The sequence below is a fragment of the Enterococcus salsurae genome, assembly GCF_054784955.1.
On record NZ_BAAHWY010000004.1, the window covers coordinates 255,181 to 281,037 of the forward strand.

The 25,857-nt window shown below is 43.8% G+C and carries 23 protein-coding genes; 6 read left to right on the forward strand and 17 right to left on the reverse strand.

Translation table 11 applies throughout. From position 1 onward, the window contains the following. The first annotated feature begins 230 nt into the window (after positions 1 to 230). From acnA to ACYVRS_RS11355, 3 genes are all read left to right on the forward strand, one after another. The gene (acnA, locus tag ACYVRS_RS11345; RefSeq protein ID WP_461203388.1) at positions 231 to 2,927 is read left to right on the forward strand and encodes an aconitate hydratase AcnA; all 2,697 of its coding nucleotides are present in this window, start codon (positions 231 to 233) and stop codon (positions 2,925 to 2,927) included. Then, entirely contained in the window at positions 2,920 to 4,167 is a 1,248-nt protein-coding gene (gene icd, locus ACYVRS_RS11350; protein ID WP_313538563.1) for an NADP-dependent isocitrate dehydrogenase, read from the forward strand. Before acnA ends, icd begins: the two co-directional genes overlap by 8 nt. A 165-nt stretch (positions 4,168 to 4,332) precedes the next feature. Beyond that, entirely contained in the window at positions 4,333 to 4,872 is a 540-nt protein-coding gene (locus tag ACYVRS_RS11355) for a biotin transporter BioY (RefSeq protein ID WP_054115752.1), read from the forward strand. Between the two features lie 69 nt (positions 4,873 to 4,941). Here ACYVRS_RS11355 and ACYVRS_RS11360 read toward each other — a convergent pair whose 3' ends face one another. The 5 genes from ACYVRS_RS11360 to ACYVRS_RS11380 are packed head-to-tail and all read right to left on the reverse strand — an operon-like array spanning position 4,942 to position 7,784. Next, the gene (locus ACYVRS_RS11360) at positions 4,942 to 5,691 is read right to left on the reverse strand and encodes a 3-oxoacyl-ACP reductase (protein WP_313538566.1); all 750 of its coding nucleotides are present in this window, start codon (positions 5,689 to 5,691) and stop codon (positions 4,942 to 4,944) included. Further along, positions 5,688 to 5,909, reverse strand: coding sequence for a DUF2829 domain-containing protein (locus ACYVRS_RS11365; RefSeq protein WP_054115750.1), 222 nt, complete (start codon positions 5,907 to 5,909; stop codon positions 5,688 to 5,690). Before ACYVRS_RS11365 ends, ACYVRS_RS11360 begins: the two co-directional genes overlap by 4 nt. 22 nt (positions 5,910 to 5,931) lie before the next feature. Then, the gene (locus ACYVRS_RS11370; RefSeq protein WP_313538568.1) at positions 5,932 to 6,825 is read right to left on the reverse strand and encodes a metallophosphoesterase; all 894 of its coding nucleotides are present in this window, start codon (positions 6,823 to 6,825) and stop codon (positions 5,932 to 5,934) included. Beyond that, positions 6,813 to 7,202 carry a hypothetical protein gene (locus ACYVRS_RS11375; protein WP_312498686.1) on the reverse strand — a complete coding sequence of 130 codons (390 nt, stop codon included), beginning with the start codon at positions 7,200 to 7,202 and terminating at the stop codon, positions 6,813 to 6,815. Before ACYVRS_RS11375 ends, ACYVRS_RS11370 begins: the two co-directional genes overlap by 13 nt. Before the next feature lie 12 nt (positions 7,203 to 7,214). Beyond that, complete coding sequence (locus tag ACYVRS_RS11380) at positions 7,215 to 7,784, reverse strand: GNAT family N-acetyltransferase (protein ID WP_313538570.1); 570 nt, start codon at positions 7,782 to 7,784, stop codon at positions 7,215 to 7,217. A gap of 107 nt (positions 7,785 to 7,891) precedes the next feature. Here ACYVRS_RS11380 and ACYVRS_RS11385 point away from each other — a divergent pair, with 107 nt between their 5' ends. Beyond that, positions 7,892 to 8,338 (forward strand): YueI family protein, encoded by a 447-nt coding sequence (locus ACYVRS_RS11385; RefSeq protein ID WP_313538572.1) that lies wholly within the window; start codon positions 7,892 to 7,894, stop codon positions 8,336 to 8,338. Between the two features lie 11 nt (positions 8,339 to 8,349). Further along, positions 8,350 to 8,766: a hypothetical protein gene (locus tag ACYVRS_RS11390; protein ID WP_054115745.1), complete on the forward strand. Its 417-nt coding sequence runs from the start codon at positions 8,350 to 8,352 to the stop codon at positions 8,764 to 8,766. 75 nt (positions 8,767 to 8,841) lie between these two features. Here ACYVRS_RS11390 and gshAB read toward each other — a convergent pair whose 3' ends face one another. Beyond that, positions 8,842 to 11,112, reverse strand: a complete 2,271-nt coding sequence (gene gshAB / locus ACYVRS_RS11395) for a bifunctional glutamate--cysteine ligase GshA/glutathione synthetase GshB (protein ID WP_461203389.1) — start codon at positions 11,110 to 11,112, stop codon at positions 8,842 to 8,844. A 244-nt stretch (positions 11,113 to 11,356) separates the two neighbouring features. Here gshAB and ACYVRS_RS11400 point away from each other — a divergent pair, with 244 nt between their 5' ends. Beyond that, on the forward strand, positions 11,357 to 11,725 hold the full coding sequence (locus ACYVRS_RS11400) for a BlaI/MecI/CopY family transcriptional regulator (protein ID WP_054115744.1): 369 nt from the start codon (positions 11,357 to 11,359) through the stop codon (positions 11,723 to 11,725). A gap of 212 nt (positions 11,726 to 11,937) precedes the next feature. Here ACYVRS_RS11400 and ftsY read toward each other — a convergent pair whose 3' ends face one another. From ftsY to plsX, 11 genes are all read right to left on the reverse strand, one after another. Continuing rightward, the gene (gene ftsY, locus ACYVRS_RS11405) at positions 11,938 to 13,173 is read right to left on the reverse strand and encodes a signal recognition particle-docking protein FtsY (RefSeq protein ID WP_461203390.1); all 1,236 of its coding nucleotides are present in this window, start codon (positions 13,171 to 13,173) and stop codon (positions 11,938 to 11,940) included. 1 nt (position 13,174) lies between these two features. After that, complete coding sequence (locus tag ACYVRS_RS11410) at positions 13,175 to 13,993, reverse strand: Cof-type HAD-IIB family hydrolase (RefSeq protein WP_054115742.1); 819 nt, start codon at positions 13,991 to 13,993, stop codon at positions 13,175 to 13,177. Positions 13,994 to 14,006: 13 nt separating this feature from the next. After that, positions 14,007 to 17,585, reverse strand: a complete 3,579-nt coding sequence (gene smc, locus ACYVRS_RS11415; protein ID WP_461198731.1) for a chromosome segregation protein SMC — start codon at positions 17,583 to 17,585, stop codon at positions 14,007 to 14,009. Between the two features lie 15 nt (positions 17,586 to 17,600). Continuing rightward, on the reverse strand, positions 17,601 to 18,293 hold the full coding sequence (gene rnc / locus ACYVRS_RS11420) for a ribonuclease III (protein ID WP_054115740.1): 693 nt from the start codon (positions 18,291 to 18,293) through the stop codon (positions 17,601 to 17,603). Positions 18,294 to 18,495: 202 nt separating this feature from the next. Beyond that, positions 18,496 to 20,280, reverse strand: a complete 1,785-nt coding sequence (locus tag ACYVRS_RS11425) for an oligopeptide ABC transporter substrate-binding protein (protein ID WP_461198730.1) — start codon at positions 20,278 to 20,280, stop codon at positions 18,496 to 18,498. Between the two features lie 17 nt (positions 20,281 to 20,297). Next, entirely contained in the window at positions 20,298 to 21,215 is a 918-nt protein-coding gene (locus ACYVRS_RS11430) for an ABC transporter permease (RefSeq protein WP_461198729.1), read from the reverse strand. Positions 21,216 to 21,230: 15 nt separating this feature from the next. Beyond that, positions 21,231 to 22,187, reverse strand: a complete 957-nt coding sequence (gene opp4B, locus ACYVRS_RS11435) for an oligopeptide ABC transporter permease (RefSeq protein WP_461198727.1) — start codon at positions 22,185 to 22,187, stop codon at positions 21,231 to 21,233. After that, on the reverse strand, positions 22,187 to 23,131 hold the full coding sequence (locus ACYVRS_RS11440; protein ID WP_054115727.1) for an ABC transporter ATP-binding protein: 945 nt from the start codon (positions 23,129 to 23,131) through the stop codon (positions 22,187 to 22,189). The genes opp4B and ACYVRS_RS11440 overlap by 1 nt, the downstream gene beginning before the upstream one ends. After that, a complete protein-coding gene (locus ACYVRS_RS11445) occupies positions 23,132 to 24,139 on the reverse strand; it encodes an ABC transporter ATP-binding protein (RefSeq protein ID WP_054115726.1) in 1,008 nt (335 codons plus the stop codon). A gap of 321 nt (positions 24,140 to 24,460) precedes the next feature. Continuing rightward, positions 24,461 to 24,703, reverse strand: a complete 243-nt coding sequence (gene acpP / locus ACYVRS_RS11450; protein ID WP_005227129.1) for an acyl carrier protein — start codon at positions 24,701 to 24,703, stop codon at positions 24,461 to 24,463. A gap of 108 nt (positions 24,704 to 24,811) precedes the next feature. After that, a complete protein-coding gene (gene plsX, locus ACYVRS_RS11455; protein ID WP_461198726.1) occupies positions 24,812 to 25,831 on the reverse strand; it encodes a phosphate acyltransferase PlsX in 1,020 nt (339 codons plus the stop codon). Positions 25,832 to 25,857 lie beyond the last annotated feature (26 nt).

Sequence of the window (25,857 nt, forward strand, 5' to 3'; positions counted from 1 at the left end):
ATTTATCCTCCAATCCTATTCTTTATATTCAGATAAATTGTTATTTAATGCCTTGTTCAATCACCTATACAAGGTCCGGATTTTTTTGTTTGCTATTTTTCAAACTTTCACACATTATAGCACGATGATTTAAAAATGAAATATTTTTCATAATTTTAATTGATTTTTTAAATTAAAATCGTATAATTATTCCTAATAAGAACCAATATTTCGTTTTAAGGAGGATTCATATGAAGTGGCAAACCACATTAACGGTGGATGATACGGCATATACGTACATTGACCTCGTGAAGCTGACCGAACAATTTTCAGCGGATCTTCACCGATTGCCCTATGCGATCCGGGTTTTACTTGAAAGTGTTGCACGTCATCAAGACGATGAAATCACAGAGGCATATTTGCCTTTTCTCGCGCATTGGTCTCCTGCCCAACCTGAAGGCGTAGTGCCTTTTAAACCAGAACGTGTCGTGTTGCAAGATTTTACCGGTGTACCAGCAGTCGTTGATCTAGCGGCGATGAGAGATGCAATCGTTGCGTTAGGAGGCGATGCGGAGGCGATCAATCCAGAGATCCCTGTAACACTAGTCGTAGACCACTCTGTACAAGTTGATTGTGCCGGAACGTCTCAAGCGATTGCATTTAATACTGCCAGAGAGTTTGAGCGCAATCAGGAACGATATCAATTTTTAAAGTGGGCACAGCAATCTTTCGATAATTTTGAAGTAGTCCCGCCTGAAACTGGTATCATTCATCAAGTAAATATTGAATCGTTATCGGATGTGATTTTACAAAAGCAAATTGGTGCCAATACGTATCTATTCCCCGATACCTTGCAAGGAACCGATTCTCACACCACCATGATCAACGGATTAGGTGTACTGGGCTGGGGTGTTGGCGGGATCGAAGCAGAAGCGGCGATTTTAGGAGAGCCGTCATTCTCTCCTACGCCCGAAGTGATTGGTGTCCGTTTTATCAATGAAATGCCCGCTGGCACAACAGCCACTGACTTGGCATTAAAAGTGACTGAAGTGTTGCGGTTAGAAAAAGTTGTGGGTAAATTTGTTGAATATTTCGGTCCTGGCTACAGCAACTTATCTCTTGCCGATCGGGCGACCTTGGCGAACATGGCGCCAGAATATGGTGCAACGTGCGGCTTTTGTCCAATCGATCAAGAAACACTGAATTACTTAGCCACTACTGGACGACCATCTACATTGATCACTATGGTGGAAGCCTATGCGAAAGCCAATCATCTTTTTTATGATGCACAGCAAGACCCGGAATATACGAAGGTGATCCTTATCGATTTGGCGGAGATCCAACCAGCCTTAGCCGGGCCTAAAAGACCTCAAGACCGGATTTTACTTCCGGAGGTCGGTACGGACTTTGAACGCTCCGTCACCGCGGACGTTGGGCCGAAAGGCTTTGGCTTAACCCATGAGGAATGGAAAAAAGAAGCCCTTGTTGTGTGGCCAGAAACCACTGAACAGTTGACCACCGGCGACCTGGTACTGGCAGCTATCACAAGTTGTACCAATACCAGTAACCCTTTTGTGATGCTCTCTGCCGGTTTGTTGGCAAAGAATGCCGTAGAAAAAGGACTAGTGGTGCCAAAGTATGTCAAAACCTCTTTAGCTCCAGGTTCGCAGATCGTAACGACCTATCTGCAAAACAGTGGCTTGATGCCTTATTTAGAAAAACTAGGTTTTTACTTGGTCGGCTACGGCTGTACGACGTGTATCGGTAATTCAGGGCCTTTAGAAACCCCTGTTGCTGAAGCCATTGAAGCAGAGAACTTATTGGTCGCTTCGGTCTTATCAGGAAATCGCAATTTTGAAGGGCGGATCCATCCGCAAATCAAAGCCAACTATTTGGCCTCACCCCCATTGGTTGTAGCCTATGCAATTGCTGGAACGATTCGTAAAGATTTGACCAAAGAACCTTTGGCGATCATCCACGGCCAACCGGTTTTTCTTGCTGATATTTGGCCGACAAATGAAGAAGTCAACGCGTATGTCCAAAAATACGTTGGTCCAGAAGCCTTCCAAGCTGCCTATGCCCATTTGTTCGATGCAAACGAGCGATGGAATGCGATTGAAACCACAGCCAGCGCGGTCTACGGATGGCAAGAAGAATCGACATACATCGCACATCCGCCTTACTTCAGTGGATTGCGAAAAGATTTGCCGCAACAAGGGGCGCTGAACGACCTGAAAGTTTTGGCGAAGCTAGGCGACTCAGTTACAACAGACCACATCTCACCTGCTGGAAGCATTGGGCTAGATTCCTCTGCTGGCAAATTTTTGACGGACAAAGCTGTGCCCTATCGAGATTTTAATTCCTTTGGTTCTCGTCGTGGCAACCATCATGTGATGATGCGGGGAACATTCGGCAATATTCGCTTGCAGAACCAATTGGTGCCTGGCAGTACGGGAAGCGTCACCCACTATTTCCCAACCGGAGAAACACGTTCGATCTTCGATGCTTCTATGGCCTATCAAGAAGCCGGGTCTAGCTGCATCATATTGGCCGGGAAAGATTATGGAATGGGTTCTTCACGAGATTGGGCAGCCAAAGGGACACAATTGCTTGGCGTCAAAGTCGTATTAGCAGAAAGTTTTGAACGGATCCATCGCAGCAACTTGGTAATGATGGGGGTCATTCCTTTAGAGTATTTAGCAGGAGAGACAGCCGAAACCATTGGTTTAGATGGCAGCGAGTCCTTCTTTGTCGCTTTGCCTGAAGAGCCGCAAGTGGGCCAAACCATTGATGTAACCGCCAAAGGACAAGATGGATCAGCAATCACGTTTCAAACACGCTTGCGTTTTGATGCCCCGGCAGACATCCGCTATTGGAAACATCAAGGCATTCTGCCGATGGTCATCCGTAAAAAAGTCACTGAAACAGGAGGTGCTGTTCATGTCTAATCAGTTCCAAGAACAAGGGATCGTGACGGTACCCTACATCGCAGGAGATGGGATCGGCCCAGAAATTTGGCAAGCTGCCCGACCGGTGATCGATGCTGCATTAACCAAAGCTTACGGTCACACAAAAGCGATTGAATGGCTAGAGATTCTTGCTGGTGAAGCTGCTTACACTCAGACCGGCACTTGGCTGCCTGAGGAAACGATCTCAGCGATCAAAACCCACAATCTAGCCTTGAAAGGCCCATTGACCACGCCCATCGGTGAAGGCTTCCGTTCATTGAACGTCACACTGCGGCAAACATTAGATTTGTATGCTTGTGTCCGGCCTGTTCGTTATTTTTCAGGGGTTCCTTCTCCATTAAAGGAACCCGAAAAAACCGATATGGTGATTTTCCGTGAAAACACAGAAGATGTCTACGCTGGGATCGAGTTTGCCGTGGATGATCCGCAAACCAAATCCTTGGTCGCACTATTGACAGATCAATTTAATGTCCATACGATTCGTTTTCCAAAAGATACAGCTATAGGCATCAAACCTATGTCTGTCTCTGGCAGCCAGCGGTTGGTCAAAGCTGCGATCGATTATGCATTGGCTCATGGTCGACAGACGGTTACGTTAGTCCATAAAGGCAATATCATGAAGTTTACCGAAGGCGGCTTCAAGAATTGGGGCTATCAATTGGCAGAAACCGACTATCCTGATCAATGTTTTACCATGGCACAGTTTCGTCGCTTAACCCAGTCTGATGGTGAAATTGCAGCACAAGAAGCACTCACACAAGCCAAAGCGGATGGCAAACTGATCATCAATGATGTGATTGCTGATAACTTTTTACAGCAAATCTTGCTTTATCCCGAAAAATATGACGTCATTGCCACTTGTAATTTAAATGGCGACTATATCTCAGATGCGCTAGCGGCACAAGTTGGCGGCATCGGTATCGCCCCTGGGGCGAATATCAATTACCAGACTGGGGCTGCAATTTTCGAAGCAACCCATGGCACAGCCCCTGATATTGCCGGATTAGGCAAAGCCAACCCTTGCTCGCTACTCTTATCCGCTTGTATGCTCTTGGAATACCTTGGGTGGCAAGAAGCAGCTGATTTGATCACTTTAGCGATCGAATCAGCCATTGCAGACCAGCAAGTTACAGCCGATTTTGCCGGTTTGCTTCCCGGAGCAACTTGCCTATCGACGCAAGAATTTGGCCAACGATTGATTGACACCCTTTCACGCTAAACACGAAAAAAGCCTTCTTTGCGGCATATATGCGCAAAGGAGGTCTCTTTTATTCCAACTATATTCGTGTACGCTAAAAAAGAAGCTTTACTTTTCGTTTACCATGTTTTATACTTTCGTTAACCAATATAACAAAATAAAAGTTAACGAAAAGAGAGGGATTCGATGCGTTTAACATTACGTCAACAAATACAAGCAGCACTTTTTGCCATTATTATTGCCGGTTTATCTCAATTGACCATTCCATTAGGATTGGTTCCTTTGACAGGACAGACGTTTGCAATTGGTTTAGCAGTGACTTTCTTAGGAACCCGCACTGGTACGATGGCGATCCTGATTTATCTTTTGCTAGGCTTGATTGGGTTACCTGTTTTTGCTGGATTCAGCAGTGGTATCGGGGTCTTGTTTGGGCCAACTGGCGGGTATCTTGTCGGTTTTATCTTCAATGGTCTGGTGACTGGTTCTCTCTTGTCATTCAAGTCCAACAATTATTGGTGGGCGATCATTGCGAATATCGCAGGGGCGCTGGCTACACTGGCTTTTGGTACAATATGGCTGAAATGGAGTACAGGGATGGATTGGTCCGCAGCCTTTAGCGGCGGCTTCGTCTTATTCATCCTGCCAGGGATCATCAAAGCTGTAGCAGCAGCTGTGTTAGGGATTTTCTTACGCAATAGACTGGCCCATAAATTAGCCCTTAGATAGGTAGAAACAACCCAACAGCTTCGACATGCTTCGTCGGAACTGTTGGGTTGTTTGACTATTTTTAGTCTGTTATTTCAATGTCCAGCCACCATCGATCGGTACAACAGCACCTTGCAGATAGCTTGCTTGTGGACTGGCAAGAAAGAGCGTCAATTCTGCCACTTCTTCAGGTGACGCCCAGCGTTTGACCGGCGTTTCATCTGCGACCCATTGCGCCATGGCACCATCTCCAGCAAAATCTGCTTGGTTCATCGGTGTTTTGATTGCGCCCGGTGCGATTGCTTTGACTGAGATGCCTTGATCGGCATGGTCCAACGCCAATTGTTTGGTGAAGCCAATGATGGCGTGTTTTGTTGCTGTGTATGCAATACCTCCGCCTCCTGCAACCATTCCCGCAATTGAAGCCATATTGATGATCGTTCCGCTTTTTTCTGCGATCATGCCCGGCAAAATCGCTTTGACTAGGTAAAACATGCTCGACAGATTTGTGTCTAACAACTCGTGCCACAAGGTATTCTCTGTATCTAGAATTGTTTTATAACCGTCTAATTTGCCAGCCGTATTCAACAAAATATTGATTGCACCAAATTGCTTTTTGCACAAAGCCACTGCGTCTTCACAAGTCTGTACGTTAGAGATATCACCAACATACCCTGTAAAGAGCGTTTGGTTGGTCAATTTTTCCGGAAAAGGCTGCTGATCCACACCAAAAACCCGTGCACCCTGTTTAAGAAATAACTGTGCTTGCGCCAAACCAATTCCTGATGCTGCGCCCGTCAGAAAGACGCTTGTTTCTTTCGTGATCCAATCATGACTCATTCAACGATTTTCCAATCATCTGCTAAGATATCACAAACTGTCGGCGCAAAACTCGAGAAGCCTTCATCTGCTGTTTTGATCAAAAAATAAGGGGTGACTGGGCTGCCATCATATACTTCATCCGCAACAAGGGTCACATACAATTCATACCCGCCCCATCCTTCCCGAATGATTTTTGCGCCTGCTTTTAGTTCCGGTAAAATTGCTTCAAATGTCATATTCTTTCCTGCTTTCTTCAAATTAATAATCAATATAGGTGATACCTTGTTCCAGTTCTTCAATCAAATGCGCTTGCTTGTACGCCGCGAAATCATCGTCATGCTGCCGCAGCAAACCGCGGATTTTTGTCGGTTGAAAAGAATCAGTCAATTGCCTTTCCTTGACAAAACGCCGCGTCATCTCCCATTCATAGTAATAGCCAAAAGGACGGCAATGGTACCAGGCACCTGCGATACATTTTGGTGCAAAACGGCGGTGGGTGTGGCCAAAAACAACGTCTTGGACTTGTGGGAAGTCAGCAAGCACTGCGCCAAAATCAGGAGAGCCCAAAAAAGCATTCAAATGATTCCAACGGGCATATTTCCCCGTTTGGCGTACAATAAACACCGATTGAGGGACAAAATGCGTAGATAAGATCACCTGCTTATCTGTTGGTATAGTTGTCAATACTTCTCGCAGCCGCTGATTGATCTCATGACTGATTGCCGGATCTGTTCCTTGTCGATGGATCATGCGGTCATACCAAAAGAGCTGCTTTAATCGTAGAATGTCTTTTTCATTTGTTAAATCAGAATACTGGTAATCGTACCAACCATTGACACCCAATAATACACAGGTGTCAGATAGTGGATAGGTATGAAAATTAAGAAAAGAGGGATGCGTGAATCCTTCAATTTCATCTTCCGCTAAATCAATCATTTCGTGATTGCCCCAGTGGAACGTCACCGATAGTCCTTGATGCTGAAAAAAATCGATCACAGATAATGCCCGCTCTTTTTTGTTCGCGATATCCCCTGCCAGATGCAGGTGATCGACTTGTTGTTGTTTCAAATGATCGGCTATCTGCTGAAAATGAACGGGTGTCAAATGATTGATATCCATGTGCAAGTCGCTGATGATGGCTAGTCTTCCCATGATGCTGATCCTTTTGCTGTGTGCTGTTCGACCCGCAACAACTGCACCCCTTCGGTCATTTGATCTGCTGTCGTCAACTGTAAGCCACCATGGGCAGCTGCAAGGGTCAGCTGTATTGGTTCAGGATATGCTTGATTGATTTCTTCCGTTGTCCAAATCACACCAATCATTGTTTGGCACTTCACTGTATAAGGCGATTGTTTGGACAACGGATAGCGCTCAGGGGCTACGATCAATCGCAGGTCCACCTCCACCGATGCGGTGGTCGTCGCAGGAAAAGGATCCCACCACTCCTCTCCAACAAAATACAAGCGGTCATTGACGTGCATCACTGCCTTGATTTTTTCAGCAGCCTGTTGTGCGATCTCTATCTCCATTGGCTCACTCCTTTACATCACGCGCTTCATCCATTCATCTTTGGTGATTCCTCGCATCACTTCATCCACTACTTGTCCGCGTACACTGCGGGCAGATGGAATCGTGGCTTCGATTTTCATACCCGTTTTTTCCATAACGCGTCCAGATTTTTGATTCCGTACATCATGCAAGGCATAAATGCGAACCAAATCCAATGTGTCAAACCCGAAGTGCAGCAATGTCATCACTGCTTCTGGCATCATTCCTTGCCCCCAAAACAGCCGGCTGAGGGTATAGCCGATTTCTGCTGTTTCTTTCGCAGAATCCACACGCAAGTCAATCGTGCCGATCATTTTCCCAGATGACTTGTCTTGAATGGCAAATTTACCTAAAGGATCAGCTATGAAATAGGTCGCAATACTCAATTTTGTCTCCTCTAATGATTGATGCTGTGGAAAAACGAATCTCGTTGTTTCCTCATCGCTGGCATATGCATACATGTCTGTTGCATCTGCCAATGTCACTGGGCGCAATAGCAAACGCGGTGTATCGATCATTTGATGCATGGCAAGCAATAGCTGATGTTTTTCTTTTTTTTCCATGACTTTCCCTACTTTCTTTCCCTGAAATTACGCATTGACATACAGGTTCTTATGCAGCTCGCGCGTATGGTATAATAGTCTTAAAGAAAACGCTTAAGGAGGCTATTATGGCAGATGAACTAGAAAAACGCCTGGATACAGGCATGTACGGAACACCTCGGATCAACCCTGATGAGCAGCGCAAATACTTAGGCACATTTCGTGAACGATGTTATCTAAGTATGACAGTAGCAGAAATGAAGAAGAAGGACAACCAAGACACGTTGATTTCTGCATTACCGCATTTTCAACAACAATTGGTCTTGCTGAATGGCAAGTTGCCGGAATCGATCCAAACCACTTATATCACCTTACTAACAAAACAGCAGATGGATTTTCGCGTGGTTTCTGATGCCCAAGATGCGGCACCTGATAGTATCGGTCTGCTGGTTACCGCCAAAGAAGCGGTCAATGAGACAGTCATCGATATTGAACAAAAATATCCGTCCGCACCTGTCGAACCAAAGACTGAGGAAAAACACAAAACATCATTTTGGCACAATATTTTTCACTAGGAGGAACTATCATGTCTACGAATGAACCTGCTTTTGGCGAATTGAAACAAGAATTATTGATTGTACTGGATCGTCATATCGATATACTTAAAACCGTGACTTCCATTGAGATCGACCATTTAGACGGCGTGCTTTTTATGATGCGCAGTCTTGGTTTTATGCTGGACCGGGCACCTAAAGTCCTGGCTTCGGACGATTTGACTGAGATGCATTTTATGATGTTCCAATATTACAGTTTGCTGTCAGAACTAAAATACAATCTGGTGCTGAATTTCCCTTACGCTTCGTTAGAAGATGTCCCTTTATTAACGATCATCGAGACTTTCCCTACGTCTTACGAAACCGCCATGAAGCAATGGTGGGAAAATCGAACCGGACTTGTTGTGGAAGAAACAAAACAAACTATTGAAATTACGGCTTTCCAATAACTATACAACAAAATGACCAGCTGATCACGCAACCGTTGCGATCGATCAGTTGGTCTTTTGTCAGTTCATGTTCATTTAATTTGAAGCATCAAATACTTCTGGAAACAACAACCGCAAAACAGACATTGTCAGGCGTTGGCCAGCTCCGCTATAAGGATATACATGCATATGCATCGCTGGATTGAAATTGGCTTCTATGATCCCATACGCACCTTCGCTGTCAGCGGGTTTTGTCTTATCAGGAATGATCAGATCGATGCCGCAAATCGCTGCCCCTAATGCTGCCACTGCCGCTGCGGCAATCGCTTTATAATCCTCATTGAAATCATCCGTGACATCGATCGAATCGCCGCCGGTACTGATATTTGAATTTTCCCGCAAGTAAACGATTTGTCCTTCTGGCGGAACGGAGCCTATCGTATAGCCTTGTTCTTTGAGCATCAGCTGTTCCAGATTGCCTAGCTGGATCCATTCCAGCGGTGACCGGTGATGTGAACCACGTAAGGGATCAAGATTTTTTTCTTTGACCAATGCTTCGATCGTTTGTCGGCCATCTCCCACGACATTTGCAGGGATCCGCAACAAAATCGCATCGACCCGTCCATCGATAACAAAGAAGCGGTACTCCGTTCCAGCCAAAAATGATTCAACCAAAATCGATTGATCTTCTGCAAAAGCAATCGCCACAGCTTCCTGATAGTCAGCCAAAGAAGCCCCTTCTTTGAAAATTGAAATACCCAGTCCATAATTGGTGGTTTTAGGCTTGACAACAAAGCCGCTTTTCGCAATATGCGGGTAGTAATCGATTGCCGCCGCAGCCGTTGCAAATTCAGCACCGCTAGGAACGTGAAAGCCATGTTCTGCCAATACTTTCTTCGTCACCGTCTTATTGGCCATGATCAATGGGACGATATATTGATCCTTGCTTGTCATATTGGCGTTTTTGACATACTCAATATGATCCCCTGCTTGCAAGTGCAAAAATTGATCTGTTTCATCTAAAACTGTTACTTTGATTCCTTTTTGGATCGCATCAAACATCAAAATTTGCGTAGATAATTCTAGCGTGCGATAACCAGCTAATTGATACGGTCTGGCCCATGCAGATTGATGATATGTCACACCTAGTTCTCTTGCGACTGCCGCTTGACCGGCGGATTGACTTGCTTGAAAGAGCTTGCCGGCAAAAGTCAACGCAGGATTTTCCAGCATATCGCCTAATTGCGCCAAATAAGGCACTTCTGGCAATTGCAATTCAGCCGCAAAGCTGTGTAACTCTGCGACTATTTCTTTCGCTTCTTGCAGATAAGCTGTTTGAGCCAATGGATGTTCCAGCGCAACAGTATCATTCATTCGATCCCCTATCTTGACCCATTCGTCTAGATCAGCGCCTTCATCTTTGGTGCTTAAAAATAACAAAAAGAAGTGTAAAAAACGCACTTGTTCTTTCGAGATACCATAGGCAGCGTAAGGATCGATGTCAATATTGCGTATCTCAATGTATCGGATGCCCGCTTCAGCAAGGTCTGCAACGCGACGGCCGCCCCTTAAACGAACCGGCGCATAGAATTCTTTCTCTTCCGAGAGTTTGCCGGTTTCCACAAGCGCAGCTATATCCCCAAGATAGTTTTCTAGGGACCCATAAGATACCGTCACATCCGGATGATTGGTGTAGCCATAACGGCTGTTTCTGATACTGCGAACAGGCTCTGTCGGCCGCTGCTCATCTGTGAAATAGTTGGCTTCCGAGGTGGGGGTTGCCCCAAAGAAATAGGTCAAAAACCAACGATAATGCAAATAATTGCGGGTAACCTTCAAATACAATGCTGTCTTGAAGGATTGATAGTCTACTGCCTGATCACTTGCTTCATACAACTGTTGGAGGAAACGATCCGCAAACTCAAAATTAAAATGGATACCGCTGACCATTTGCTTACGTTTGCCATAGGTCTTCGCCAAATAGCGGCGATACAAGACATCCTCAAACTGGTCTAATTTAGCAATCACGATGCCTGCTTCTGCTTGGGGCAAAGCTGGCGGCATGCTTAATGGCCATAACATTTCTTCTGGCGCCATTGACCGATAGGCCACATCGTGGATCGCACCTAAATAGCGAAACAATTCATCTACCGTATCTGCTACAGGTGTGATCAGTTCTAATTGATTTTCGGCAAAATCCGTTTGAATATAGGGATGAAAACTGCGATTGCCTAACACTGCAGGATGATCGGTACCAGAAAAATCTCCTGCCAGCGTAACCCGCTGCGCCTCCCGTTCGATTCCATAACGGCCTTTTAGTAAATAAGGGAAAAGTGCTTTTTGTTTTAAAATGTTTTTTATCATCATGTAGGTATCCTCTAAATTTCTACTTGTTTTTAGTTTGATCATTCATATTCTCTTCTATTATAGACAAAAAATATGAAAATTAAACAAATTTGTTCCTCTTTTTTACATTAACTGTTAACAAAATTACCAAGAATTTATAAAATACTTGAATAAATTTGATATTTACCTACAAAATAAAGTATACTGATTATATAACAGTAAATTATTATGTCTATATTACTCTTTTTGAAAGGAAGAATAGTGAATGAAACCACTTAATCTTACCAAACGCGAACGCCAGATCATGAATATTTTTTGGAATGCAGAAAAACCCCTTTCTGCAAACGACATTGCTGTCCAGCAGCAAGACCTCAGCAAGAATACGATTCAAGCTGTTGTACGCAAATTAAAAAATCATGATTTATTGAAAGTAGCCGATATCGGTTATAGCGGCACCGTGTTGACGCGCCTGTACGCGCCAAATGTGACGCAAGAAGATTTTCTTGCTGCCGAATTGTCTGACCAATCGTTACTAAACTTGATCACCAACTTTATTGAGACCAATAAAGAGATCGACACGTTGAACGAACTAGAGAAATTGATCAAAGACCGCCAAGGAGAACTAACAAAGTAAGCCACTTGCCCTTGTCGTTACTTGCAATCTAAGTTTGTGAAAGACTGCTTCCCGAAATACTCGGTCTGCGTACACTTGATTGTGAGGCATCTTTTGTCTTTGCTGGAAAGGGTCTTGGCCTATATGACAGCATCTCTTCAATTGACCATCACAGGTTTATTAACAATAAAAAAGAGCCATGTATTGGGAATATCCCGACACATGGCTCTTTTTTAGTCTTTGATCAATCCTTTGAATAGACCTACGACAAACTCATTTGGATCAAACGGCTCTAAATCATCAATGCCTTCTCCTAGACCGACCAATTTGACTGGCAAACGCAACTCATTGCGGATCGCCAATACGATTCCGCCCTTGGCTGTACCATCTAACTTGGTCAAAACAAGACCAGACACATCCGTTGTTTCTTTGAACTGTTTGGCTTGATTCATGGCGTTTTGACCGGTTGTCGCATCCAATACAAGTAAAACCTCGTGAGGCGCACTTGGATCGACTCGGTGGATGATCCGCTTGATTTTTTCCAATTCATTCATCAGATTGACTTTATTTTGCAATCGTCCCGCTGTATCTACAAGTAAGACATCAGCATTTTCCGCTTTGGCCCGCGCCATCGCATCATATACCACCGCTGCTGGATCTCCGCCAGCATTGCCGCGAACCACTTCAACGCCTGCCCGTTCACCCCAGACGACCAATTGATCAATGGCCCCTGCACGAAAGGTATCTGCTGCGGCCAATAAGACTTTCTTGCCCTCAGCCTTGAATTGATGGGCCAATTTCCCAATACTGGTGGTCTTGCCTACGCCATTGACACCCACGAATAAGATGACCGTCAAATCAGGCTGCATATTCAATGTATTGACTTCATCGACACCTGCTTCACCATAAAGATCCACCAGCTTCTCAATGATCACATTTTGCACTTCTGCCGTTTTTTTGACATTTCGCAGTTTGACTTCTTGTCTTAATGCGTCAGCGATTTTCATCGCTGCATCGAACCCGACATCGGCACCAATCAATGTTTCTTCCACTTCTTCAAAGAAATCTTCATCGACAGTCCGAAAATTGGCAAACAGTTCATTCATCCGTTGGCCAAACGTTTTGCGTGACTTACTCAACCCTTTGGTGTATTTATCTTGCACAGTTTCTTTTTCAATCGTTTCAGGAATCGTTTCAGGCGTTGGTGTAACAGACTGTTGGGTCGTTATCGGTGCCTCAGCTGGTGGTTGCACAGTTGGTACTTCTTCTGGCGAGTCCGCAAGTGCATCTGCTTGATTTTCTTCATCACCAAGAACCTCTTCATCGGAAACTGGTGAATCAGGGGCTGGTTCACTCGCTTCATGGCTAGATGGTGCTGTTTCATTATCAGGCACAACAGGCTCAGCTATTTCTTCTGTATCTTTTGATTCTCCAACCAACGCTTTTTTGATTTTATCAAAAAATCCCATATCAAGCACCTCCTGTTAAGACATATTTTTCGATCACTTGCGCGACACCGTCGGCTTCATTCGAGGCTGTCACAACATCTGCGGCATCTTTGATCATCGGTACCGCATTGTCCATTGCTACCCCAATGCCGGCATAACGAATCATTGGTAAATCATTTTCTTCATCGCCGATCGCCATGACCTCAGATTGATCAATCCCTAAGTCCTGAGCCAATAAACTGATACCATAAGCTTTCGTGATACCTTTTGGCATAAATTCCAGTAAGTTGTGGCGGCTTTTGATGATTTCGAACTTTTCACTAACTTCTGCTGGGATCGCAGGTATTTTAGGATCCAATACTTCTTGGTGATAGGCAATCACGGCCTTGTTGTATAATTTGGTTTCATCTAAAGCATCAATGGCAAATGGACGGCAATCCAACAACGGATTCAACGAGCCATAGATCGACAAATGCTCAGCTGAGGTAGGCAAACTCAAGACGATCTCTTCTGATACGATGTCTAAAGGCAAATTCAACCCTTCAGCCACAGCGATCAATTCATGAACGTCGGCCAACTGCATCGCCGCTTTTTCAATAATTTCACCCGTTTCATTTTTTTGCACCAGTCCGCCATTGAAAGTGATACTGTAATCTCCGGCATCTTTTAGTGACAATTCATCTAAATACGGTCTAATTGCCCGCAATGGACGTCCCGTACAAATAACGACTTTGACCCCTTGGGCTTTGGCACGGGCCAGCGCTTGTTTGTTGCGGCTCGTGACTTCTTTTTTACTGTTTAATAATGTTCCATCTAAATCAATGGCAATCAATTTAATCATCACTTCTACTCCTCTACTCTTGCGCGGCTGCGAAACGTCCACCTTCACGAACCTCTTCTAACCGTACCGAAACGGTTTTGGAGACACCAGATTCTTGCATAGTCACGCCATATAGTACATCAGCAGCTTCCATAGTCCCTTTACGGTGGGTCACCACGATAAACTGCGTATCATTTTGGAAGGCGCTGAGATAATGACCAAATCTAGACACGTTGGCTTCATCCAATGCAGCTTCTACTTCATCTAATACACAAAATGGTACAGGGCGCACTTGAATGATCGAAAACAAAAGTGCAATAGCGGTCAAAGCTCGTTCTCCCCCTGAAAGCAGACTTAAGTTTTGCAGTTTTTTTCCTGGTGGTTGGGCTTCGATCTCAATTCCTGTGTTCAACAAATCAGTAGGATCTGTCAACACAAGTTCTGCGTGACCGCCGCCAAACATATTGGGAAAAACTTGTTTGAATTGTAAACGAATGGCATCAAACACTTCGCCAAAACGGGTCTTGACTTCTTCATCCATTTCGGACATCGTATCAAAAAGCTGTGCTTTAGCGGTCAATAAATCATCACGCTGCCCAGTCAAGAATACATGACGCTGATTGACTTGCTCAAATTGCTCGATCGCATTTAGATTGACTGGCCCTATCTCATCGATGGCAGTTTTTAATGTTTGGATTTCTTCTTTGGCTGCAACAGCATCTGTGATTGCCGCGAAATCTTGTGATGCTTTCTCATACGTCATGTTGTATTCTTCTTGCAGGTACAACAAGCGATTATCCATCACTAATTCGCTGCGATTTTTTTCGATCTCAACCGCCGTTTTTTGTGACAACTGCTCTTTTTGTTCTAAATTGGCACTGCTTAATGCTTCGTCCAAGGTGCCAATCTTCAGTTGCAGCGCTTGTCGCTTGGTGCGGATCATCCCCAATTCTTCCGTTAAGGTATCCTTGGCGACCGCATATTCCTTGATTTGCTGCAAAAGGGCTTCTTCTGAGAATCCATGGTCACTGGCGTTGCTGGAGAGTGCTTGTATTTGCCGTGTCAAGACCCGTTGCCGATCTTCATTTTCGGCAATGGCTTGCGCGTTAGCGGCTATTTTTTGCTGTAAATGCGCAGTTTGCTCCTTCTGAACCGCAAAATCTGCCTGCAAACGTGCCACATCTTCTGACAATTGTTGTCGTTTTTCTTCAATCAAGTCTTCTTCAACATTCATTTGACGTATATCTTGATCGATTTTTGTCAATTGGGCAGTAATATGCTGCTGTTGTTCTTCTAAGTCTTGTTTCTTCTCCGCATACTCTTCGAAGAAGGCTTGTACTTCCCGATGTTCAAAAGCAAAGACTTGCTGTTCTTTTTGCAGGCGGTCAAGTTCTTGTTGCAGATGATCCAACCGATTTTGCAGTTCATGTGCCGTCATGCGGGCTTCTTCACCTTGGGTGCGCAACGTATCTAGGGCTGCGCGCGCTTCTTTAGCGGCTGCTTCAAAATGCTGCACTTGTTTTTCAGTCGTTTGCAGCCGTTCGTCTAATTGTGCTGCTTGCGCAGTCAGTTGCTGCAATTCATTGCTCTGACTGAATAAGCTGCCCGCGTTCTTTTTGGTTGCGCCACCGGTCATCGAACCTCCGGCATTCATGACATCACCTTCTAGCGAAACGATCCGATAGCTGTAATTCAGCGCCCGGGCCAACGCATTGGCACTTTGTAAGTCCTCAGCAATCAAAATGCTGCCTAAAAGATTGTCTGTGATTGTCTGAATCGATGCCGGCGACTCAACCAGCTCACTAGCAACACCGATAAATCCATTCACTTGCTGTGCTTGGTTACGGGCATATTCAGGCAAATGGCGGGCTTTGATGGTCGTCAACGGTAAGAATGTTGCACGGCCGCCACGATTTTCTTTCAAGTAAGTGATGGCATTGCGGGCATCGCGTTCATTTTCCACGATCACATGTTGTGCCGAAGCGCCCAGTGCTGTTTCGATCGCAACCGTATAGTCTTGAGGGACATCGATCAGCTCTGCTACGGCTCCGACGATTCCTTCCAAGTGCTGTTTATTCTTTAATACCAAACGAACCCCTTGATAAAAACCGCTGTAGTTTTCTTGGATGTCTTGCAAACTACGCTGCTTTGCGCGAACTTGCTGCACTTGATTCATCAATGCATACATTTTCTTCTGGGCTTCTTCAAAACGTGCTTGATTATGCTGGGCTTTTTCTTGTACTTGGATGTATTGATTGCGCTGCGCATCAAGTGCAGTCTTTGCGGTCGTCAGCTGTTCAGTCACCAACGCGGCTTCGGTTTCTTTTTCTTGCAGCGTTGTGTTCATTTCTGTTTGCCTTGTCAGAGCAGATTGATTTTTAGCCGTTTCTTGCTGATATTGGCGAGCCAAATATTTCAATTCATTGCCAACCGTTGCTTGCTCTTGCATGGCTTCCACATATTGACTGCGCAATTCTTCGATGATTTCTTTGGCAGAACGTTGATACTTTGCTTGGTCTTTGCGGGTTGCCGCAATTTGGGCTTCCACTTCTTGGATGCTGCGGTTCTTTTGCGAGAGCGCCGCAATCAGTTCGCTTTTTTCCTCGTTTAGGAGATCGCTTCTTTCTATGACTTCATCCAAATTCTCTTGATACTCTTCGGCGCTCTTTTGGGTATGTTTCGAGCGTTCATCCAACAGTTCTTTTTGCCCTTCTGCTTGTGTCAAGCCCTCTGTAGCCGTAAGAAGCTGTTGATTGATTTTTTCGAGGGTTTCATCGAAAGCAGTTCGTTGTTGACGCAACTCATGCAATGAAAGTTCCCCTTGGTTGATTCGGGTGGCAATTTGTTCAAGCTGCAGATTACATGCAGCCAACTCCGTTTTCGCCAATTCCCATGCTGCTTTGGCTTCGGCAATCTCCATCACCGTATAGGCCACATCGATCGTCGTCAGTTGTTCTTTCAATGCCAAAAACTTTTTGGCTGCTTCGCTTTGCGCCGCCAACGGCAACAGCTGATCTTCCAATTCATAGATGATATCTTGTAAGCGGCTCAGGTTATCTTCAGTTTCAAATAATTTCTGCTCTGCTTTTTTCTTACGCTGTTTATATTTCAAAACACCTGCCGCTTCTTCAAAAATGCCGCGACGGTCTTCTGGCTTGCTGCTGAATATGGCCTCCACTTTCCCCTGAGAAATAATGGAAAAGGATTCTTTCCCCAATCCAGAGTCCATAAACAATTCTTGGATATCCTTCAAGCGACAGGATTGTTTGTTCAAAAAGAAGTCACTTTCACCCGTCCGTCTTAACCGACGCGACACACTGATCTCATTGTAATCCAATGGTAAATAGTGATCGCTGTTGTCCAAAATAATGGTTACTTCAGCTATATTTAGTGCTTTGCGAGAATCTGAACCCGCGAAAATGACATCAGGCATTTTACCGCCTCGTAAATTCTTGGCAGATTGTTCTCCTAAAACCCACCGAATCGCTTCGGTAATGTTGCTCTTGCCGCTGCCGTTTGGTCCGACAACAGCAGTCACTCGGTGTTCAAAATCGATGACTGTGCGGTCGGCAAAGGATTTAAAGCCGGCAATCTCTATTCGTTTTAAATACACTCCGCCATTCCTCTCTTATTGTTCCAGGGATGCGAGCGCATTGGCTGCTGCATCTTGTTCTGATAATTTTTTTGATTTCCCTTGTCCTTTACCGATCAACGTATCATCACAATAGACTTCTGTCCAAAAAATTCGTTCATGGGCAGGACCTGCTTCCTTGATCAAACGATAATTGATTGCGACATCGCCGCCTTTTTGCAAGACTTCTTGCAACCGTGTTTTATGATCCATCTCATGGGAAAAAGCACCTGCTTTGACTTTCGGAAAGACAACTTGTGTCAAGAAGCCATCCACACTTTCTAGTCCTTGATCTAAATACAATGCGCCCAGAAAGGCTTCAAATAGATCGCATAACAAAGAAGGACGTTTGCGTCCGCCGGAATTCTCTTCCCCTTTGCCTAGTCGGATCGACGCATCAAACCGACAATCTTTGGCAAACATCGACAAGCTGTCTTCTCTAACGATCGCTGCTCTCAATTTTGTTAATTTGCCTTCAGGCAGATCTGGTAATTCCCGATACAAATAGCGCGAAACGATCAACTCTAAGACAGCATCACCTAAGAATTCCAACCGTTCATTGTCTGACAAGTGTAAGTTGCGGTGCTCATTCACATAAGATGAATGGGTAAAAGCTTGTTCTAATAAATCAACATCATGGAACACAATACCAAACTTTTCTTTCAGTTCTTTCGTTAGCTGTGTATTCATCTGCCACATTCCTTTATTCTTTAGTTGACACTTCCTTATTATACTGGTTTTTGCTGAATTATGAAATGTTTCATCTAAAAACTTGCCTTGTATGTAAGAAAAATTTATGCAGCTATTCTGATAATAAAGATCCTTGTCCGATAAAGGGTCAACTCCCACAAAAAAAGACGCCCCCAAAGGAACGTCTTTCATCCATCAAAGATTAGCGAGATTCTGCAGTAACAGAAACAGTTGCCCATGGGTTATGGTCAACATCGTATGCCCAATCAAAATCTTTCACACGGTCTGAAATAGGTAATACCTGATTACGATAAAGTGTTGGGATAACGAATGCTTCGTCAAACGCATATTCTTGCCATGCATCAAATGCTTCTTTGCGTTTTGCATCATCAAATGAATCCGTTGAATCGATTGCTTCTAATAGCTTCGTGTTTTCATCTGAAGAGAAACGTGTGTAGTTATATGCTGCTGTCGCACCATACAAACCTGAAGGTGATGGATCTGAACCTGTACCCCAAGCGCCTTGGTATACATCGATTTCAGGATCATCATTTTCTAATTTGTCATAGAATGCTTGGAAGTCAATCAAACGACCAGTTGTATATTGTACATCTAGTCCGATTTCATTCCATTGTTGGATGTAGTAATCAGCCAATGGTTGCGCTGTTTCGCCACCTGACATTGACGCAAAGTTGATCGTTAATTTTTCACCATCTTTGTCTTCACGCATGCCATCGCCATCCACATCTTTGTAGCCTGCATCATCAAGCAATTGGTTTGCTTTGTCGATGTTGTACGTATAGCCTTCGATCTCTGTATCATGCAATGTACCAAATACTGGTGGGATCAAAGTCGTTGCGTTTGTACGCAAACCGTTATAGAAACGGCTGCCGACTGCATCATTGTCTAATGCATAGCCCATTGCTTGACGCAATGATTTGTCTGCCATTTTTGCATCTGGATCTGTTACAACTTCATTAGCATCAGAATCCCATGTACCTAATTTGAAACCAATATAAGTATATGCTTGTTCTGGGCGGCCTAAGATTTGATAACCATCAGTGTCTTTATATGTTGGATACGTATCTGTTGGCATTGACAAAGCTAGATCATATTGTTTCGCATTCAAACCTTCTACGATTGACGCAGATGGAACTGCTTTAAATGATAACTTATCTAGTTTTGGTGCACCACCATAGTAATATTCGTTTGGTGTGTATTCTACTGATTCACCTGCAACGATATTAGACATTACATAAGGACCAAATACTACTGGTGTTTTACGAACGGGATCACTTGATTCCATATCTTTGATTGCAATGCCATCAAACGTATGTTTTGGTAGTGCAGAAGCCCACACACCGCCACCAGCTTGTAACATACCTGGATGTACTTGTTTGTATTCAATTGTTACGACTTTGTCGCTTTCTTTTGTGATACCTGAGATCGTATCAGATTTACCATCATGGTAATCTTCCATGCCGATGATGTTTGTGAAGTTGCTGTCATAACGCACACCTGTGTAGTCTTTGTTACCAATCACTTCATAAGAGAAAATCACGTCATCTGCGGTTACATCTTCACCGTCAGACCATTTTAGATTGTCACGCAATGTGATTGTTGCTGTATTGTTGTCTTGATCGATTTCTAAATTTGCTGCGCCGCCATCCACGATTTTGAAGTCAGCATCTGTTAAAAACAGACTTTCATTACTTGGAGACATGAACTGAGCATCATACGCATCTTGATAGAATTCTGTTTGGAACAATCCTTGAAACTGTGTATCCATTACCACTGCAACGTCAAGTGTACCGCCGTCCACTGCATCTGCATCATTTGTAACTGATGTTGGGAAGTTGCTCACATCTTCTGTTTCAGTAGCTGAGTTGCTGCCGTCAGATGAATCTGTTCCACCACTATTACTGCCACAAGCTGCCAATGCTAACACTGACAAAAGAGTGACCATACCAAAAATATTTTTCTTCATCCTGTATCCTCCTTAGTTTATCCTAACCGTTGACGCGCATCTGCTGAACGCTTGAATGCTTGACCAACGTAATTTATACTCAACATCAAAACCAAAATCAGAATTGACGCGGGTAACCAAATCCACTGTCTATTGACCAGCACATCACCACTGCTGGCATACCCAATCAATGTCCCTAAACTTGGTACATTCGTTGGTAGACCAAAACCTAAGAATGTTAGTGTCGTTTCAATACCGATATTGGCTGCAAAGTTCATTGTTAAGTTGGTGATGATCAATGAGCTCAAGTTGGGCATGATTTCCCGGAACATAATGACAAAGTCATTGGTTCCTAATGTTTTCGACGCACTAACATAATCTCTACGGCCTTCTGACAAGGTTTTGCTTCGGAAAAGCCTTGCTTTCCCAACCCAGTAAAAGGCACTCATGACCCATATAAAGGTCCAAACATCATAACGAGGAACGATCGACACGATAACGATAATGATCAACATGATTGGCAAGATCATCACGAAATCAACGATACGCATCAAAATATTGTCGATCATGCCGCCATAGTAACCAGAGATGATCCCTAGGCCAACCCCTACGATCGAGGTAATGATCGTAATGGAAAAACCAATCAAAATCGAATTACGGGCACCAATGATCAATTGTCCCCAAACATCACGGCCACCTTCATCCGCCCCTAAAAGGTAGGTGCCGCCGTTTGGCGAAACAGCGCCAGGCACTGCATACTTATCAAGGATACTTACACGCATCACTTGCGTTTGATCGATCATCGCCGAACCAATAAACACGAATAGTAAAACTGCGACTAAAAATACCAAAGAAAAAATGGCAATTCTGTCTTTTAGAAATTCGCGAAAAATCATTTTTAATCCCATAGGCGGGATACTTTCTTGTTTTAAATCTTTTTCTTTCTTTTCAGACATGCTTATCCCCTCCTATTACTGGATTCTGATTCTTGGATCGACAATACTCATAATGATATCAGATAACAACGTACCGATCAGTGTAGCCAACCCTAAGATCAACGTCAACGATGTAATCACGGCGTAATCCCGCTGTACGATACTATCAATAAACAACTTACCTACACCTGGATAGGCGAAGATTTTTTCGATAACCACAGATCCAGCAATCAATGAAGTGATCTCATAGCCCATTTGTGAAGCAATCGGTAATGAGGCATTTCGGAAGACGTGGCGTGAAAATACTTTATTCGTTGGCACCCCTTTTGAACGTGCTGTACGAACGAAATCCAGTGATTTAGAATCGATGACTTCACTGCGCAGATATTGAATCGTGACAGCAGTCCCCAATAAAGCTGAGGTGATCGATGGCAAAATCAAATGATACAATCGACTCCAGAATTCATCCATCCCGCTGACACCAGGCACGACAGAGCCGCTCGTAGGGAACCAGCCCAAACGATACCCAAAAATGAAGAGTGCCAACAAAGCAAAGATAAACAATGGAACCGCAAAACTAAAGAAGTTATAGACAACAACTGCTTTATCGATCAAAGAGTCTTGGTAGCGCCCTGCCAACATCCCTAATGGAATGGCAATCAGATAGGTCAGAATCACTGTCAGCAAAGATAACCACAGTGTATTGCTGATCCGGCCTGATAGTAAGGTAGCTACAGGTAATTTATAGATAAAACTTTGTCCAAAATCACCTTGAACGGCATTACCGATCCAACGGAAATATTGAGTATACCAAGGATCATTCAACCCAGCAGCTTCCCGCATTTTTTCAATTACAGATGGATCTTGGTTTGGGTTGATCAACCCGGTAAACGGATCCCCTGGCATTGCTTGTGCAATCAAGAAAATCAAAATACTCAAAATAATGACTTGAGGGATCATCAACAACAAACGACGTAGAATTGTTTTCCACATTATTCAGCACCCCCATTTTTCAATGCGACTTGATGTGATGCGGTAATTGTCCGCAAATCATACACCCGACCCGTTTCATCATAATAATCTTTTTGATGCGTCACGTAATCTAATTCTACACGACGGCGGTTTTCTTTATGGGCCTCACGATTTTTTACATCAATTTGAGGAATAGCTGATAATAAGCGCTTGGTATAGATATGGCGTGGATCTTGATAAATATCTTCTCTTGATCCGATCTCAACAAAACGGCCTTTGTACATGATCGCGATATTGTCACACATATGTTTGACGACACCTAAGTCATGAGAGATAAACAAGAAACTTAAGCCGAATTCTTGTTGGATGCGTTTCATAAAGTTCAATACTTGCGCTTGAACCGATAGATCCAATGCAGATACAGGTTCATCTGCTACGATCAATTTAGGATTCGAAGCAACTGCTCGGGCAACACCCAAACGTTGTCTTTGACCACCAGAGAATTCATGGGGATATTTGTACAAAGCATCCTCAGGCATACCCACGATGTCTAACAAGCGTTTGACGCGTTGTTTTTCTTCTTGATCACTTAGACGTTCAAAGTTTCGTAATGGTTCCGCAATGATATCGATGACCCGTTTTTTGGGATTCAAACTCGACATGGAATCTTGGAAGATCATTTGCACATCTTTATTGTAGTTCATTTTTTTGCGCGCCGCACGTTTCGTCACGTCTTGCCCTTCATAAATGATTTCTCCGCTAGTGACTTTCTCTAAACCGACAATTGCTTTACCAGTCGTCGATTTACCTGAACCTGATTCCCCTACTAAACCATAGGTCTTGCCTTTTTCGATCACAAAGTCAACGCCATCTACAGCATAGACAAAATCCGTGACGCGATTGAAGAACCCGCTGCGAATTGGATAGTGGACTTTCAGATCTTTGATTGTAATTAATTCTGTCATCTACACTTCTCCTTCTTCGTCTCTAAAATGGAAATGCTTGTAGCACGTGCAACGGACTAGATGATCCGGTGCAACTTCATGCAATACCGGATTTTCTTCATGGTCGCTTGCAGGGATCCAAGGAATCCGTGCAGCGAAACGACAGCCTGTACGAGGCATGTTTTTCAAAGAAGGCACAACGCCTTCAATCACATGCAACTCATCATTTTGAGAATTTTCTTGTGGGATCGAGTTTAATAATGATTGTGTGTAAGGGTGTTGCGGGTTAGAAAACAATTCTTCTGCAGTAGCCACTTCAACGAATTGTCCACCATACATCACGGCTACCCGATCAGCCATTTCAGCCACGACACCTAAGTCATGCGTGATCAAAATAATCCCAGTTTGCGTTTCTTCTTGCAGATCTTTCAGCAAATCCAAAATTTGTGCTTGAATCGTTACATCAAGCGCTGTAGTTGGTTCATCCGCAATGATGATCGGCGGTTTGCATGCAATCGCTATAGCAATGATGACACGTTGCCGCATCCCCCCAGATAACTCATGGGGATATTGACGACCCACCCGCGGTGGATTTGGGATCCCAACTTGTTCTAATAATTCCAATGCCCGAGCTTGACGCTGTTCAGCTGACATATCGGTATGGTAAGATAAACCTTCTTTGATTTGATCTTCAATACGCATCAATGGGTTCAATGCTGACAATGGATCTTGGAAGATCATCCCGATATCGTTGCCGCGGATTTTGTTGTACAGGGTTTCATTTAAATTTGATAAATTTAAATCTTTATATAAGATTTCCCCCGTGATCTTGGTGTTGTTAGGATCATGCAATCCCATAATAGTGGTTGCTAATGTACTTTTTCCGCAGCCAGATTCTCCAACGATCGCTAATATCTCATTGCGGTCTAAGGTGAAAGAAATACCATCTACTGCATCATAGTAATCATCTTTAATACGGAAACCTGTATGAAGGTTTTGAACATCTAGTAACTGATTATCTCTGGACAATCGAATACCCCTCTCTACTTTCTAAAATGACGTGCACGTGCTAATAAAAAACTAGGAATAAACGAATGAATTCCGAAAGCTTTCTTAACAATGTATAATATATTCTTAATAATTATATAGAAATGATTCTAATAATGCAAGCCCTACAAAAATAAAAACACTGAATTTTCAGAATACTTACAATAGTCTTACATCATTGCCATGTCAACTTTTCAATCTCATCAATCAAGTCGTGAAACACTATAATAAAGGCTCCCTTATTGAAGAAAAAAGGATAAAGAAAGAGCCAAGTCATCTAGGACTTAGCTCTTTTAAACTGTCTTAAGCAAGATGGCTTGAAATATAATCAACCGCTCCACCGACTGTTTCGATCTGCTCGGCATCTTCATCTGAAATTTCGGTACCAAATTCATCTTCTAGTTCTAGGACGAATTCCATCACACTGATCGAATCAGCGTTCAAGTCGTCTTTAATGCTCATTGTATCCGTCACGTTCTCGGCATCAATCTCAAAATGATTGGCGATCACGACTGCTACTTTCTTGAATACTTCATCTCGTGTCAACTGGCTTCACCTCCACGCGTTTGCACAAAACATAGAATGGCTAAGAAACATTGTACTGCTTTCCCATGCATTTGTCTAGGCTTTTTTTGCAATTTTGTTACAACGATGTCATTCCGATTGCGAAGCTGACGTTGCTGTGTTTGATTCATAATGCGCCACCAATTGCGCAACGACATCTGTTGCAAGCATCGCATGGATTTGTTTGATGGTATACGCAACCGCTTCTGGCCCCGTAGAGCCGTGGGTCTTGATGACTGGGGCCTTTAACCCAAAGAGAACAGCACCGCCATGTTTGGCGTAATCCATCTCATTTTTGACATTTCGCAAGGCATCTTTCAATAATACAGCACCTACCTTACCTTTGATGCCAGCATCCATGATCGAAGATTTCAATAAGCCCATCAAATTCAAGGCTGTGCCTTCAATTGATTTTAAGACTGCATTCCCAGTGAAGCCATCCGTCACAACAACATCTGCTGCGCCATTCAGTAACTCTCTCGCCTCAACGTTGCCAATAAAATGGATCGACGGTTCTGCAGAAAGCAATTCAAAAGCTTTCTTCGTTAATTCACTGCCTTTGGTTTCTTCTGTCCCATTATTTAAAAGGCCTACACGCGGGGTATTGATGCCGCGCACTTTTTGTGCATAGAAAGAACCTAACACTGCATAGTTAACCAAATGTTCTGGTTTGTTGTCTGCATTCGCACCTAGATCCAGCATATCAAACCCGGCATCTTTACCAATCACAGGCATCGTTGACATCAATCCAGGTCGATCGATCCCTTTGATACGTCCAACGATGAACAGACCTGCTGCTAACAGCGCGCCGGTGTTGCCGGCAGAAAAAATCGCATCTGCTCGTCCTTCTTTGACTGCTTGTGCTGCTAGTACCATTGAAGCTGTTTTTTTCCGTCGAATCGCTTTGACGGGTTCATCATCGCTATTGATTTTTTCATCGGTATGAATAATTGTGATCTGACTTTCATCTGTCACATATTTTCTGATCTCATTTTCTTTTCCATATAATTGAAACGCAATATCTGGAAAGTCTTTTTTTGCCAGCATGACACCTTCCACGATGGCTTTTGGGGCGTTATCTCCACCCATTGCATCGACGGCAATTCGCATGTCGTTGCCACTCCCTTCATTTTCTT